17 protein-coding genes and 1 other RNA gene are annotated in these 14,212 nt (G+C 63.3%); 7 read left to right on the forward strand and 11 right to left on the reverse strand.

The genetic code is table 11. The annotated features are described in order from the left end of the window. Window positions 1–178: 178 nt before the first annotated feature. The gene (locus MGMSRV2_RS07100) at window positions 179–580 is read left to right on the forward strand and encodes a bacteriohemerythrin (RefSeq protein WP_024079683.1); all 402 of its coding nucleotides are present in this window, start codon (window positions 179–181) and stop codon (window positions 578–580) included. A 163-nt stretch (window positions 581–743) separates the two neighbouring features. Here the strand turns inward: MGMSRV2_RS07100 and MGMSRV2_RS07105 are convergent, their stop codons facing one another. Beyond that, entirely contained in the window at window positions 744–983 is a 240-nt protein-coding gene (locus MGMSRV2_RS07105; RefSeq protein WP_024079684.1) for a YfhL family 4Fe-4S dicluster ferredoxin, read from the reverse strand. A gap of 242 nt (window positions 984–1,225) precedes the next feature. On the opposite strand from MGMSRV2_RS07105, the gene MGMSRV2_RS07110 reads away from it, so the two are divergent. Beyond that, entirely contained in the window at window positions 1,226–1,651 is a 426-nt protein-coding gene (locus tag MGMSRV2_RS07110; RefSeq protein ID WP_144084277.1) for a hypothetical protein, read from the forward strand. A gap of 53 nt (window positions 1,652–1,704) precedes the next feature. Here MGMSRV2_RS07110 and MGMSRV2_RS07115 read toward each other — a convergent pair whose 3' ends face one another. Together MGMSRV2_RS07115 and MGMSRV2_RS07120 are read right to left on the reverse strand one after the other, a co-directional pair. Next, a complete protein-coding gene (locus tag MGMSRV2_RS07115) occupies window positions 1,705–2,364 on the reverse strand; it encodes a hypothetical protein (protein ID WP_024079686.1) in 660 nt (219 codons plus the stop codon). Next, the gene (locus MGMSRV2_RS07120) at window positions 2,361–3,635 is read right to left on the reverse strand and encodes an MgtC/SapB family protein (protein WP_024079687.1); all 1,275 of its coding nucleotides are present in this window, start codon (window positions 3,633–3,635) and stop codon (window positions 2,361–2,363) included. The genes MGMSRV2_RS07115 and MGMSRV2_RS07120 overlap by 4 nt, the downstream gene beginning before the upstream one ends. A gap of 117 nt (window positions 3,636–3,752) precedes the next feature. Between MGMSRV2_RS07120 and MGMSRV2_RS07125 the strand changes: the two genes are divergently transcribed. The 3 genes from MGMSRV2_RS07125 to MGMSRV2_RS07135 all read left to right on the forward strand — a co-directional run bounded on the left by MGMSRV2_RS07125 (window position 3,753) and on the right by MGMSRV2_RS07135 (window position 6,112). After that, entirely contained in the window at window positions 3,753–4,220 is a 468-nt protein-coding gene (locus MGMSRV2_RS07125) for a ferritin-like domain-containing protein (protein ID WP_024079688.1), read from the forward strand. Between the two features lie 87 nt (window positions 4,221–4,307). Then, window positions 4,308–5,669 carry a sensor histidine kinase gene (locus MGMSRV2_RS07130; protein WP_158497742.1) on the forward strand — a complete coding sequence of 454 codons (1,362 nt, stop codon included), beginning with the start codon at window positions 4,308–4,310 and terminating at the stop codon, window positions 5,667–5,669. Next, a complete protein-coding gene (locus MGMSRV2_RS07135) occupies window positions 5,666–6,112 on the forward strand; it encodes a response regulator (RefSeq protein WP_024079690.1) in 447 nt (148 codons plus the stop codon). The genes MGMSRV2_RS07130 and MGMSRV2_RS07135 overlap by 4 nt, the downstream gene beginning before the upstream one ends. On the opposite strand, the gene MGMSRV2_RS07140 is transcribed toward MGMSRV2_RS07135, so the two are convergent. Beyond that, window positions 6,076–6,372, reverse strand: a complete 297-nt coding sequence (locus MGMSRV2_RS07140) for a SemiSWEET transporter (protein ID WP_024079691.1) — start codon at window positions 6,370–6,372, stop codon at window positions 6,076–6,078. The two genes, MGMSRV2_RS07135 and MGMSRV2_RS07140, sit on opposite strands and share 37 nt — an antisense overlap. Before the next feature lie 38 nt (window positions 6,373–6,410). Between MGMSRV2_RS07140 and MGMSRV2_RS07145 the strand changes: the two genes are divergently transcribed. Further along, complete coding sequence (locus tag MGMSRV2_RS07145; RefSeq protein ID WP_024079692.1) at window positions 6,411–6,770, forward strand: CidA/LrgA family protein; 360 nt, start codon at window positions 6,411–6,413, stop codon at window positions 6,768–6,770. Continuing rightward, the gene (locus MGMSRV2_RS07150) at window positions 6,767–7,477 is read left to right on the forward strand and encodes an LrgB family protein (RefSeq protein WP_024079693.1); all 711 of its coding nucleotides are present in this window, start codon (window positions 6,767–6,769) and stop codon (window positions 7,475–7,477) included. The genes MGMSRV2_RS07145 and MGMSRV2_RS07150 overlap by 4 nt, the downstream gene beginning before the upstream one ends. A 252-nt stretch (window positions 7,478–7,729) precedes the next feature. Here MGMSRV2_RS07150 and MGMSRV2_RS07155 read toward each other — a convergent pair whose 3' ends face one another. The 7 genes from MGMSRV2_RS07155 to MGMSRV2_RS07185 all read right to left on the reverse strand — a co-directional run bounded on the left by MGMSRV2_RS07155 (window position 7,730) and on the right by MGMSRV2_RS07185 (window position 14,139). After that, entirely contained in the window at window positions 7,730–9,346 is a 1,617-nt protein-coding gene (locus MGMSRV2_RS07155) for a fumarate hydratase (protein WP_024079694.1), read from the reverse strand. 126 nt (window positions 9,347–9,472) lie between these two features. After that, window positions 9,473–9,964, reverse strand: a complete 492-nt coding sequence (locus MGMSRV2_RS07160) for an SspB family protein (protein ID WP_024079695.1) — start codon at window positions 9,962–9,964, stop codon at window positions 9,473–9,475. 31 nt (window positions 9,965–9,995) lie between these two features. Next, window positions 9,996–10,314, reverse strand: a transfer-messenger RNA (tmRNA) gene (ssrA, locus tag MGMSRV2_RS07165). Between the two features lie 26 nt (window positions 10,315–10,340). Further along, a complete protein-coding gene (locus MGMSRV2_RS07170) occupies window positions 10,341–11,216 on the reverse strand; it encodes a LysR substrate-binding domain-containing protein (RefSeq protein ID WP_024079696.1) in 876 nt (291 codons plus the stop codon). Beyond that, entirely contained in the window at window positions 11,216–11,509 is a 294-nt protein-coding gene (locus MGMSRV2_RS07175) for a P-II family nitrogen regulator (protein ID WP_041634193.1), read from the reverse strand. The genes MGMSRV2_RS07170 and MGMSRV2_RS07175 overlap by 1 nt, the downstream gene beginning before the upstream one ends. Then, window positions 11,509–12,459, reverse strand: coding sequence for a sodium-dependent bicarbonate transport family permease (locus MGMSRV2_RS07180; protein WP_024079698.1), 951 nt, complete (start codon window positions 12,457–12,459; stop codon window positions 11,509–11,511). The genes MGMSRV2_RS07175 and MGMSRV2_RS07180 overlap by 1 nt, the downstream gene beginning before the upstream one ends. A gap of 117 nt (window positions 12,460–12,576) precedes the next feature. Further along, window positions 12,577–14,139 carry a hypothetical protein gene (locus MGMSRV2_RS07185; RefSeq protein WP_024079699.1) on the reverse strand — a complete coding sequence of 521 codons (1,563 nt, stop codon included), beginning with the start codon at window positions 14,137–14,139 and terminating at the stop codon, window positions 12,577–12,579. Window positions 14,140–14,212: the final 73 nt, after the last annotated feature.

The raw sequence follows: 14,212 nt of genomic DNA on the forward strand, positions 1-14,212 counted from the left end.
CAGAGGGGCTTCGGCCCCTCTACTCTTTTGGATATAGGTGAAACACCTTAGCTTTAAGAATTCTTCAATAATAAATGTAGGTTTATTAGGGTCAGCACCTGATTGTTACGGCCTGTGATCTCGGCCATTCTCCGCCGTGTTGAGGGAATGGATAGTTCGGAAGATCAAGGTGACGATCATGTTGGTGACATGGAACGACGATTACAGCCTGGGATACAAGGCCGTGGACGAGGGGCACGCCCTGGTCATCGACGCCATCAACCGGCTGAACATGGCCACCAGCCGCGCCCACCGCGACGGCGAGGTCGCCGGCCTGCTGCCGGTGCTGGAACACCGGTTGCGGCAGCAATTCAGCGAAGAAGAATCGCTGCTGCGCCTGCTCAATTCCCCCAACCTGTCCGAACACATGGCCGAGCATGAACGCTTTTTGTCGGTGCTTGAGCACATCCGCACCCTGTTCAACCAGGGCCAGGACGTGGCGTCGGTACTGATGCTCAATCTGGTGTGCCATCTGGTGTCGCATTTGCGCGGTACCGATTGGGATGAATTCGGGGGCGCCGCCCATCGCCGGGCGGCGTAATCCACACGATGTTCCCGCCCCATGTGTCGACACCCCCATTGGGCGCGGGGACAGGAGGGAGTCTGGGGGGCCGGACTCCCTCCTTCTTTATTTTCCCCTCAGGCGGCAATAAAAAACCCCGGCACCGATCAGGTCCGGGGTTTTCATTAGGAACGGCGGAATCTCAGCCGTGCAAGGCTTCGTACTTGGCCTGCAACTGATCCGGGGTTTCCTCGGTGCCGATGACGATACAATCGGCGGGGCAGACCAACTGGCATTGCGGGGTGTCTTCGGCGCCGACGCATTCAGTGCAGCGATCTTCTTCGATGACATAGATCACTTCACCAGCGGAAATGGCGGTATTGGGGCAGACCGAAACACAGGCATCGCAGCTGGTGCAATCTTCGGTGATCTTCAGCGACATCTTTTCCTCTCCTTTAAACCCCGTCGGCCATCCAGGATACGCGTTGGCATCCCCCCTTGTGGACGGCTATCTGACCATGCGTATAGCCATACTGGCCCCCGGTTGACAATGACATTCAGCATTTTCTTAAACACGCTCGACGCATAGCATAATTGCGTCCGTCCCCCTGGACGGCTAGAAAGAACATAAGAGGGAAGGGAGCACGGCAGAAGGTGTTCGCCGTTACAGGGGCAGTCCACAGCGTGGAAGACATTCACGACGCCGTCCGCCGCATGGAGGAAGGCGCCGCCCTGTGTTATGACCAACTGGCCATCGCCGTCGATCTGATCACCGCCCCCGACGCGGCTGTCACCTTGCGCAATCTGGCGGCGGCGGCGCGGCGGCGGGCCAAGACCTTTTCCGGTACCGCCTCGGCCCCCACCGATACCGCCCGGATGGAGCCCCCCTTCCCCGCCGATGGGCTGGAACTGGGTAATTGGCAGGTGCTGGAACTGGCTCTCGACATGGAATACGCCATGCTGACCCATCTGGAGATTCTGGAAGCGCTGGCGGAAACCGACACCGGTCGGGCCGAAGCGACCAAAATGGCCGAGCGCAAACGCCTGCATCTAGCCGAACTGGATGTCCGCCAGAGCAAATACCCGGCCCCCGCCGATTTTCCGGAATAAAACCGGCGGCGATACGCGCCGATCTTAAAGAATGGCGGCGATACGCGCCGGCCTTAAAGAATTGCGGCGATGCGCGCCGCCAGGGCCGCCCCCAACCCATCCATGGCCGCCGCCCGCCGTTCCAGGGCAGCGCGCACCGGCAGGCAGTCCTGGCCATGGGCGGTCAGCGTCATTTGTGCCGCCTTAGCCAGCAGACCGGCCAAGGCCTGGGCCTGGATGTCCGGCTGGGTGGCGGCGCGGGACAGCAGATCCTGCAACTGGTTTTCCGGCAGCCAACCATCCAGCAACCCGGTGATGCGGTCCAGATACGAGGTCAGGCCGGTGGCGAAGAACGACACCCACAGCATATCCACATGCACCGGGTGGGTGGGGGAAAGGGCGGCGAAATCGGCGCCGTCCGCGTCCATGGACGCTGCCGCCGCCTCCCCCACCAGCTTTTCCATCAACCGCGTCCGCGCCGGGATGTGGCTGTAGTTCAGGGCCTGGGCGACGATCTCCACCTTGACCGGGTCGCCGCCGCGTACACCGTCCACCAGGATTGCCCCCAAGGATGGATCGGCATCCAGCAGATGCGACAGAAAAACCGGCACGGTCAGCACGTTCTCGGCCCGCCAATCCTCGGCCAAGGGCTGAGTGATGAACACATCAAGCAATCGCCGTGGGTCGGGTTGGCGCCAATAAGCGACAATGGCGTGATCGAGCGCGTTCATCATACTCCTTGCAGCAACAGACGTCCGGCCACCAGCCCCAAACCGCCGCACAGCACGGTAGCCAGCATGACCCAGCCCACCCGCCAAGTCATCATGCCACCGCACAATCCGCCGACCAGGGCGACCTTGACGCCGGTATTGACGAAGGCGGCGATGGTGATGGCGGTGGCCGCCACCGTCAAGGCCACATCGCGCCCGCCCATCTGCACCATGGACAGGGCGATGGCGTCCACATCGGCCAGACCGGCCACCGCCGACAGCAGATAGACACCAGCGGTGCCGGCCCAGCTTTGCAGAAGCTTGGACGCAATCATCACCAGGGCCAGCAGGACGGCGAACTTGACCGCCATGCCCAGCTCGAATGGATTGGAAAGCGTGGTGGCGCCCGGCTTGCTTTCATCCTCGCGCGCGCGCCACAACAGCCACGAGCCGATGAAACCGGCCACCGCCATGGCCCCCAAGGCCGGCGCCAATTGGATGCCGATGGGCTGGTTGAGGATGAAGACGATGGCCCACAGGCGCAGATACATGGTGGAATTGGCCACGGTGATCCCCGCCGCCAGCAAGGGCTGCATGCCCGGCGAGGTCTTGCCCATGCGGGCGAAGGACACGGTCAGGGCGGTGCTCGAGGCCAGCCCGCCGAACACGCCGGTCAACAGGCTGCCGATACGCGGCCCGGCGATCTTGATGGCGAAATAGCCCAGGAACGAGATAAAGGCCACCATCACCACCAAGAGCCACAGCTTGTACGGGTTCAAGACCTCGCCCGGGCCATAGCCTTGGTTGGGCAACACCGGCAGCAACACCACGGAAATCAGCAACAGCTTGATGACGGCGCGCAGTTCCAGCAGTTCCAGCCGACGGATCCAGGAATGCAGAACCTCCTTGGCCCCCAGGAAGGCGGTGGCGACGACACCGCCGGCCGCCGCCGCTTGCCCCTCGCCCATGGCGGCCAGGGCGGCCAGGGCGAAAGCGGTCAGCTCGGCGATTTCGGTGGTGAAGCCCACCTCGGGCTTGGTCCGCGCCCGCATGATGTAGCCCGAGACGATGATGGCGGACACGGCAACGAAGCCGCCCAGCAGGGCCAGCGGCCCAACGCTGAGGGAAAACCAGCCGACGACGCCGCCGAACAGGCCGATCAGGGAAAAAGTGCGGATGCCGGCGGCACGATGGCCGTCGGGGTCTTCGCGCTTGTCCCAGCCGCGCTCGACCCCCATCAGCAAACCGATGGCCAGGGCCAAGGCCAGACGCTCGAACAGTTCGGTGTGTTCCATGCCCGGTCCCCGTGGCGGTTGATCGCTTCTGTTTTCATTGTGGCTTGGCTGGTCGCATTTGCAACCCCGCAGCAATGCCCCCATATATCAGGGCGACGCCACCGGAGAATGCAGACGATGACGGAACTGGCCCATTTCCTCGCTCACGCCTTGGCCCTGGAAAATCAGGCGAGCCAAAGATATGGCGAGCTTGCCCGCCATCTGGATCTGGTCGGAAACCACGATACGGCGGCGCTGTTCGGCAAGATGGCCGATTTCTCGCGCATGCATGCCGACGAGATCAACACCATCGCCAAGCCGCATGCACCCTTGCCGGTGTTGCAGCCCTGGCAATATGAATGGACCACCCCCGAACCGCCGGAAGTGGGCGATTCCAGCCTGGTCGGCACCACCACCTCGGTCAGACAGGCCTTGGGGCTGGCCATCGCCAACGAGCGCCGCGGCTGGGAATATTATAATCACATCGCCGTCACCGCCACCGACGGCGAAACCCGGCGGCTGGCCCGCACCTTCGCCACCGAGGAAGCCGAGCACGTGCTGACCTTGGAACGCTGGTTGACCGCCCTGCGCCCCAACATCGTCTAAATCCTTTATTTGGCCCTGACGATCGGCTCTGTTATGCTACCCGTTGGTCGCGACCCATTCCGGGCCGCTATTTTTTTTGGGATGCGCATGGTGCGGATTTGGCCGGGGCGGCTGCTGATCTGCCTGACGACCGCCATGATGTGGTTGGGACTGGCCCTGCCGGCGCGGGCGGACGCCAGCATCAGCACCTTGCTGTCCAGCACGCTCAACGACCACAACATGGTCATGCTGTTGATCGAGCCCGAAACCGGGGCGATCGTCGATGCCAATGATGCCGCCAGCCGCTTTTACGGCTACAACCTGCCGCAATTGCGCAGCATGAGCGTCCAGGATCTCAACACCCTGGGCCAGGACGAGGTGGCGGCGGAACGGCGCCGCGCCAAGGTGGAAAAGCGCAATTACTTCATTTTCCCGCACCGTCTGGCCAGTGGCGACCTGCGTACGGTCGAGGTTTACTCCGCCCCCTTGCGCGATACCGGCGGTCGCACGCTGTTGCTGTCCATCGTCCACGACATCACCGGCAAGGCGGTGGCCGATGGCGAGCTTGCCGCCTATCGCATGCGGCTGGAGGAATTGGTCACCCGCCGCACCGCCGAGGCCACCCAGGCGCAAAGCCGCCTGCGTTTTTGGATGACCTTGGGTCTGGCCATGCAGACGGTGCTGATCGTCGCCCTGGTCATCGCCGTCATGCGGCGCCATTCGGCGTTGAAGGAAGTGGCGCACGAAGCCCATACCCGCCGCCGGGCCGAGGAAAAGCTGGCCATCGCCAACGCCGATCTTCAGCGTTTCGCCGAAATCGCCGCCCACCACCTGCAGGAACCGACCCGCCGCCTGATCGTGTTCTCGCAGCGTCTGAACAAGCTGCTGCCCAATCAGGCCAACGAGAACATCGCCTTTTCCCTCAGCACCATCGAGGAGCAGGCCGGCTATCTGCACGCCCTGGTGCGTGACGTCCAGGTCTATCTGGCCGCCGCCTCGCCCTTGGGGCCGATCACCGCCCTCGACCCGGCCCGCATGATCGAGCAGATCCGCAACGATCTGCGCGCCCGCTTCGCCGAACAGCAGGCCGAGTTGATTGTGGCGCCTCTGCCGACAATCCACATGGATACACCGCGCCTGCGCTATCTGCTCAACGCGCTGTTGGACAATTGCCTGCGCCACGCCCGCCCCGATACCCCACCGCGCATCGCCATCAGCGGCGAAACTCGCGATGGCCGCGCCATCTTGCGCATCGCCGACAACGGACCGGGTATTCCGGTCGATTTCCGCGCCCGCGTGTTGGAAGTTTTTGAACACCTGCACGCCCAGGCGGGCAGCCGCCCGGGAACCGGCTTGGGATTGGCGGTGGTCCGTCGTATCGTTACTAGTTGTGATGGTCATGTCGCCATCGAGGATTCTCCCTTGGGCGGCATTCAAATCGTTCTTGATCTGCCTGGAGAAGCACCGTGACCGGTCATATCGACACCCATTTCCATATCCTGCTGGTCGAGGATTCCCAGGTCGATGCCCATCTGACCCGCGCCGCCCTGGAAGAAAACCGCTTTGCCGTGTCCATGCATCACGTCACCGACGGCATTGAGGCGCTGGATTATCTGCGCCAGCAGGGGCAAAACTTCACGGATGGCCTGCGCCCGGACCTGATCCTGCTGGACCTGAACATGCCACGCATGAACGGGCGCGAGTTTCTGACCGCCATGAAGGCCGATCCCAATCTGTCGGATATCCCGGTGGTGATCCTCACCACCTCGGACGTGGAACAGGACGTCATCGCCTCGTACAAGCTGGGTGCCGCCGGCTATGTCACCAAGCCGGTGGACCTGGAGCAGTTCATCCACGCCATCAATCAGTTGGGCAATTACTGGTTCAAGCTGGTCCGGGTGCCGCATTCCTGATCGGCGTCGCGGTGACGATTGGACAGCTTGACCCATAGGATGGTGGCGGCCAGGACCAAGGTGACGGCATTGGCCACGATCACCGGCCACGCCCCCAGCATCAGTCCATAGACCAGCCACAGCGCCACGCCCGCGCAGAACAACAGCCACATGGCGGTGGAAATGTCGCGGGTCTGGCGGGTCTTCAAAGTCTTGACCACCTGCGGGACGAAGGCCAAAGTGGTCAGACCACCAGCAATGGCGCCAATATAATCCTGCATATCCATTGCCCCCGAGCCGATGGTTTTGGAATAACACCATGAGCATTCTTGGTTCTATCACGGTTTTGCTGGCGTGCCAGTTGGCCGGCGAGACCATCGCCAAGCTTTTCTCGCTGCCGGTCCCCGGCCCGGTGATCGGCATGGCCATCTTATTCGTCGGTCTGCTCATCCGTCGCGGCTTGCCCGCCGAGTTGGACAAAAGCGCCGCTTTCCTGTTGTCGCATATGTCGCTTTTGTTCATTCCCGCCGGCACCGGGGTGGTGGTGCATGCCAAGCTGATCGCGGCGGAATGGCTGCCCATTTCCACCGCGCTGCTGTTGGGGACGGCCATCACCATCGCCGTCACCGGCCTGACCATGGCGGCATTGTTGAAGTTGCGCGGCAGGGCCAAGCCATGACCGCGCTGTGGACCCATCTGCACAGCAATCCGCTGACCTGGCTGACCTTGACCCTGGTGGTGTATCAGGCGGCGCACTGGCTGTGGCGACGCTCTGGCATGATGCCGCTGCTGAACCCGGTCTTGCTGTCCATCGCCGCCTTGTCGACTGTCCTGACCGTGGCCGGCATCGATTACGCCCGCTATTTCTCCGGCGCCCAGATCATTCATTTTCTCCTCGGCCCGGCCACCGTGGCGCTGGCCATTCCGCTTTACAAGCAGTTGAACCGGCTGCGGCAATCATTCCTGGCCCTGCTGGTCGGATTGCTGGCGGGATCGGTTGCGGCCATCCTGGCGTCGTTGGCCTTGGGCTGGGCCTTGGGGGCGTCGCGGCAAACCATCATGTCGCTAGCGCCGAAATCGGCAACCTCGCCCATCGCCATGGGTATCGCCGAACAGATCGGCGGCCTGCCGTCGCTGACCGCCGTGTTGGCCATCCTGACCGGCATCATCGGAGCGGTGGGCGGTGGCTGGCTGATGGACCGCCTGCGCATCACCGACGACCGCGCCCGCGGCGTCGCCATGGGCACCGCCTCACATGGGATCGGTACCGCCCGAGCCTTGCAGATGGGGGAAGTGACCGGAGCGTTTTCCGGCTTGGCCATGGGCCTGAACGGCATCGCCACCGCGTTGCTGGCGCCCATCCTGGTCAAGTGGCTGATGGGGTGAGTTGGCCGTGAAAAAGTCCCTCGGCTTTGCCTCGGTGTACTTTTCCCCGATTTGGATCGGGAAAACCCGTGCTCAAGCAAGCTTTCCGCGCGGGTTTCAGTCTTTCTCCCGCCTTTGCCCGGCAAAGGCGGTAAAACGTAAAAGCGAAAAATAGGCGGAAGGCGCCACCCCAGGCCTATTTTCTCCTTTTAAACCAACGGGGAAAAGCCCTTCGAACGAAACGAAGGACTTTTCCCTGGGTAACAATACCGATCAGTGGGCGAATTCGGCGAAGAAGTCGTTGCCCTTGTCGTCGACGACGATAAAGGCGGGGAAATCCACCACTTCGATGCGCCAGATGGCTTCCATGCCCAGTTCCGGGTATTCCACCACTTCCACCTTCTTGATGCAGTCCTGGGCCAGACGGGCGGCGGCGCCACCGATGGAGCCCAGATAGAAGCCGCCATGCTTCTGGCAGGCCTCGGTCACCGCCTTCGAGCGGTTGCCCTTGGCGATCATCAGCATGGAGCCACCGGCGGCCTGGAACTGATCCACATAGGAATCCATGCGCCCGGCGGTGGTCGGGCCGAACGAGCCCGAGGCCATGCCGGTCGGCGTCTTGGCCGGACCGGCATAATAGACGCCCGTCTGCTTGAAGTATTCCGGCAGGCCTTCGCCCCGATCCAGACGTTCCTTCAGCTTGGCATGGGCGATGTCGCGGGCGACGATCATCGGGCCGGTCAACGAGACGCGGGTCTTGATCGGGTACTGGGCCAGGGTCTTGCGGATTTCATCCATGGGACGATTGAGGTCGATCTTGACCACCTCGCCCGACAGCTTGCTGGCGTCCACCTCCGGCAGATACTTGGCGGGATCGCGTTCCAGCGCCTCGACATAGACGCCGTCCTTGGTGATCTTGCCCAGAATCTGACGATCGGCCGAGCACGAGACGCCGATGGCCACCGGGCACGACGCACCGTGGCGCGGCAGGCGGACGACGCGGACATCGTGGCAGAAATACTTGCCGCCGAACTGGGCGCCGATGCCCATGTCCTGGGTCATCTTCAACACCACCTGCTCCAGTTCCAGGTCGCGGAAGGCACGGCCCTGGTCGTTGCCGCTGGTCGGCAGGCTGTCCAGATACTTAGCGCTGGCCAGCTTGACCGTCTTCAGGGTCATTTCCGCCGACAGGCCGCCGATGACGATGGCCAGGTGATAGGGCGGACAGGCCGAGGTGCCCAGGGTGCGGATCTGCGCATCCAGGAATTTCAGCAGCGATGCCGGGTTCAGCAACGCCTTGGTCTGCTGATAGAGGAAAGTCTTGTTGGCCGAGCCGCCGCCCTTGGCCATGAACATGAACTTGTAGGCATCGCCCTCGGTGGCGAACAAATCGATCTGCGCCGGCAGGTTGGTGCCGGTGTTGACCTCGTCATACATGTTGAGCGCGGCGGTCTGCGAATAGCGCAGATTGAGGTCGGTATAGGCCTGTTGCACGCCCTTGCTGATGGCCGCTTCGTCGCTGCCGCCGGTCCAGACCCGCTGGCCCTTCTTGCCCATGACGATGGCGGTACCGGTGTCCTGGCACATGGGCAGGGTGCCGCCGGCGGCGATGCAGGCATTCTTCAGCAGATCATAGGCGACGAACTTGTCGTTGGCCGAGGCATCCTTATCGTCAAGGATATTGCGCAGCGAGGCCAGATGGGCCGGGCGCAGCAAATGCGAGGTGTCCTTGATGGCTTCAAAGGTCAGCCGGGTGATGGCCTCGGGGGCGATTGTGACCACGTCCTGGCCGTTAAAGCTGGCAGTTCCGACGCCGTCGGTCGTGATCTTGCGATAGGGCGTGTCGTCGTGGGAAAGCGGGAACAGCTCCTGATAGACAAAATCGGTCATGGCTTTCTTGCGTCCTCGGGCCGGCGTGGAAACGGGTGGGCACACCCCACCCCCGACGGGTAGGCGTGTCGCCCTTCGTCAAACACCTTTTTCAGTCATGCGTCAAGTATTGGACGCGCGCTGGCTTTACTTCTTGCGGAAAGCATCCAGGGCGATGACCTTGCCCTCGGCATCGGCGGGGATGTCGGTTACCGGTGTGGCGGCGGTTTCCTCGGCCTCGGCCTCAACCGCCTCGCCCTCAGCCTCATCGTCGTCATCGCCGTCCATGGCCTGGAATTGCAGGCCGAACTTGGCCGACGGATCGGCGAAACCGGTCACCGCCGCGAACGGCACGATCAGGGTTTCCGACTTGCCGGAGAACGACAGGGTGACGCGGAAGAAGGTCTCGTCGACCTCGAGCCCCCAGAACTGATGCTGGAGGACGATGGTCATCTCCTCGGGGTGGCGGGCAAGGATGTGGTCGCCCATGCCGATTCCGGGAAAGCGGGTGCGGAAGGTGATATAGAAATGGTGATCACCGAACAGACCGTCGCGCGCGGTGATCGTCAGGGCTTCGCGCACCACGCCGCGCAGGGCGTCTTCCACCATTTTATCGTAACGCAGCGTGTCTTCGCTCATGGACCCTCAGTCCCGCACCGGCCAAACAGTAAGTGGGGGGAGTTCTGTTGCCCGGTTCCCCCCGGACCGCGCTTACGGATTACGCCGCAGCGGCAAGTTCAACGTTGTCGTTGGCACTTGTGAGATTTAGCCCGATAACGGTGGTACCATGCCGAGCACAAGCCAAGTCTTTACTACCCGCGTCGATCCTATTTCGCCCCCAATCGTCCGATCGTAACCTCGGATGGTTTGGTGGAGGCGCCGGGTACCGCCCCCGGGTCCGCAAGGCCTATTCCACAAGACGTTTAGCGCCATAGCCGGGCGAACCCGGCAAAACCAATATAGTGCAGCGCGGCGACAAGCGCCACCCCTCGCGTGCGACAATCGGGTGGAAGTGTCAGGCCTCGGACGCCTCGAGCGAACGGACGATGTGTTCGGCCAGCAATGCCGCCGCCTTGGACGGCGTTCCCGGCGCCCGGTACAGGGCGATCTCGGTGTCAGCCAGTTCGGGCAAGCCACGTTCCGGCCCGACCATGACCAGACCGGGAGCCACGGTTTCCTTGGCCAGCACGGTAAAACCCAACCCGGCCCGCACCGCCGCCTGCACCCCGGCCAGGCTGGGGCTGGTATAGACGACACGCCAGCGCCGCCCGCTTTGTTCCAGGGCGGCCAAAGCACGGCGGCGGTAGATATCGGGACTGGGAGCCAGGACCAGCGGGATGGATTGATCATCGTCCAGACGCAGCCGTTCCGGCCCGACCCAAACCAGGGGCTCGCGCCAGACGTTGATGCCGCCGGACGGACCTTGCGGCTCGCGCTTGCACAATATCAGATCGTATTGGCCCTTGGCGAAACCGTCCAACAGGTTGGCGGTGAAGTCGCAATTGACCTCGAGCGCCACCTGGGGATGGACGCGGGCGAAGCGTGACAACACGTCGGGCAGATGCAGGGTGGCGAAATCCTCGGGCGTGCCCAGCCGCACGGTGCCGCCGATATCCGGCTCCAGCAGGCGGATGCGGGCGGCATCGGCCAAGTCCAGCATCTGCCGGGCCATGGGCAACAGAATCTCGCCGGTGGCGGACAGGGCCAGTTGGCGACGGTCCCGCACGAACACGCGTTGGCCCAGGCCGTCTTCCAGACGGCGAATGTGGATGCTGACCGTCGACTGGGTCAGGTCCAGGCGGGCGGCGGCACGGGTGAAGCCACCGGCCTCGACCACGGTGACGAAAGTACGCAGCAAATCCAGGTCGAAGGGGGGCAGCGGCCTGGGCATCAGGGCACCCAGGCGTCGCAGATGAAAATGAACAAGGCATAGCCGGGGGCGAAGCGTTCCTTGACCCTGAGCGCCAAGGCCTCGGCCCGGACAGGGGCGCAGACCACGTCGACGCGAATGCTGGCCGATGCGTCCCAACTGCCGGAGCGGCGGCCCCGCGTTCCCCGTCCGCGCACGTCGGCAATGGTATAGCCGTCGATGCCCATGGCCTCGATTTCCCGCAGCAGCAGCGTTTCCACCGCCGCCTCGGTGACGATGCTGACCAGTTTGGCCGGCCCCTCCTCGGCGGTCATCACCATACTCCTTTCATCATTTGCGCCCGCTCGGCCATCCAATGATACAGCGGGATGCCGAGGACGATATTGAACGGAAACGTCACCCCCAGGGAAGTGGCCAGCGAAAAGGCCGGCTTGGCCTCGGGCACCACCAGGCGGAAGGCGGCGGGGGCGGCGATGTACGAGGCGCTGGCCGCCATGGTCGCCAGCAGCACGGTGCCGCCCAACGACAAGCCCAGGCCCAGGGCGACCATGGTTCCCACCACCGCGCCGATAAGCGGCATGGCCATGCCGAAGCCCAGCAGGAACAGGCCCTGCCGCAACAACCCGCCCACATGACCGGCGGCGATCAGTCCCATTTCCAGCAGGAACAGGGCCAGCACGCCCTTGAACAGATCGAAGAACAGGGGCTTGATCGACTGCACCCCATCCTCGCCGGCGACCCAGCCCACCAGCAGACCGCCGACCAGAAGCACCATGCTTTTGCCGCACAACACCTCGTGCAACATGCGGCCCCAGGCCTGTTGCCGCCCCAATCCCTTGGCCAGCAGCACGCCGATGATGATGGCGGGAATTTCCAAGACCACCACGAACAGGGGCATGTGCTGCTCGAAGCCGATCTGGCGATAGGTCAGATAGGCCGCCGCCACAGCGAAGGTACCGACGCTGACCGAGCCGTAATGGGCGGCGATGGCGGCGGCGTCAACGCGGGAAAACCGCCCCAGACCGCGTAGCAACGGAAAGGCCAGCAAGGTCAGCACGATGCCCATGACGGTCACCGCCGCTATTTGCGGCATCAGGTCCAAGGCCGGCTGGCGGGCCAGTTCGACGCCGCCCTTCAGGCCGATGGACAGCAGCAAAATCATGCTGACCAGCTCGTAGACCGGCGCCGGCAGACGCAGTTCCGACCGCATCAGGCCGGCGGCGACGCCGAGGACGAAGAACAGGATGACCGGATCGATGGCCATGGCACCACCCCCATGGACCGCCGGACCATTCCGGCGTCGGGGCGGACCCTAGCAATCGCGGAGTGCGGAAGAAACTCAATGGATTAAATAAAAGCCATTGAGTTTCTCAATGGAAACCTACCCCCTGGGCACCGTCCGGTACAACTGGAAGCCACGCCCCTCGGCGACGAAGGCCAAGTCATCGGGATCGGGATTGGCGGCACCGGGATCGGTGTACAGGATCATGACGAAATCATAATGGCCGGGCCAAAAATCCCAGAAGCGGGCGCCGCCAGGGGTGGAATCCTCGGCGGTGGCGATCAATTGACTGACCCGAGGCGGTGAACCGTCCTCACGGTCGACCAGATCGGCATGGCTGGGATGGATGTTGAGGATTTGCTTACCCGGCACCGAAAAGATGGTTGAAACCAGGGCATCGCGGGTGAGCACCGCGATCAGCGGCGCATGACTTAGCGCCTGGGTCAAGGCCGGGGTGACCGTCGGCGCGTCGGCCTCGGCCACCAGCACGGTGCTGCCCATGGGCATGGCCGACACCGCCAAGCTCATGTCATCGGTGACCTGGGCCAGATCCCGCCAATTGACCACCACCTCGGTGACCCGAGCCAGCGTCAGACCGCACAGGCACAGGTAGAACACCCGGCGAGAAAACCGCCCGCTCAGGTCCGGCGTCAGAAAGCCCAGCACCAGGAAAAACAGCGCCACCGGCAGTCGCTGATCGGCGATCCACGAGCCGAACAACTGACGCGGCATCAGCAGAAACACCAAGGCGCCCAGGCACAACAGCGTCAAGCCGGCGGGATGCAGCCCCAAGGCGCCCCGACGCCCCAGCCACAGGCCAGCGCCGATGATGATGCCGGCAAACAGCATGTCGACGCTGTCGCGATACAATTCCACCGCCAGATACAGACCTTCCAGCTTGCCGCGCGATTCCCACAGCATTTCATGCGACAGCCCCAAGGTGGGGCTGGCCAGGATCAGCGGCACGACCGGCAGAAACGGCAGGCCGAAGGCGGCCAGATCGGCCAGCAGCGGGCCGACGGTCAAATCACGACGCCGCCACAGCCGCCAAGCCTCGAAAGCCAGCAAGGTCATGCCATAAAGGCAGACGGCGAACAGGTGGCACAGGAACAAGGTCAGGACCACGACCAGCGACACCGCGCCACGCAGCCAGGGCGAGCGGTCGCGCAAGGCGATCCACAAGGCCACGCCCCACAGGGCGATGCCGGTGCCCAGCAGATAATTGACCAGCCCATACAGGAAGATGCCGTTATAGACCAACGGGAAAGCCAGCAGGGGCCACGGTGAAAACCGCCCCCATAAGGCCCGGTGAATGGCCATGGGACCGGTCACCAGCAGCCCCACCATCAACAGCAGAAAGGCCTGACCGGCGTGCAGCACCCCCATCTCGTGCACCAGCGGCGGCACCAGCACATCCATGATCAGATTGGGGATGACGGCCCAGCGGACTTCATAGAAACCAGCCAGAATGGGATTGCCGCCCATCTCCGCCATCACATACATACGGGCCAGATGGTTGACGTAATCCGTCAACGGCGGCAACGGGTCCGACAGAATCGGCGCCGCCACCAGAACCAGCAGGATGGTGAAGGACAGAGCAAAGGCCCGCCCCCGGGTCAAGTGCCCAAGCGCGGGGTGCAAGACGGTCAGGGCACGCAGCATTCAGCTTTCCCAGGGCAGAAGACAGGCCGAAAGATTGGCAAGGCGGAGCCGGGCAGGCGCGCAAACGCCGTGT

Source organism: Magnetospirillum gryphiswaldense MSR-1 v2 (genome assembly GCF_000513295.1).
GTDB classification, from domain to species: Bacteria; Pseudomonadota; Alphaproteobacteria; order Rhodospirillales; family Magnetospirillaceae; genus Magnetospirillum; species Magnetospirillum gryphiswaldense.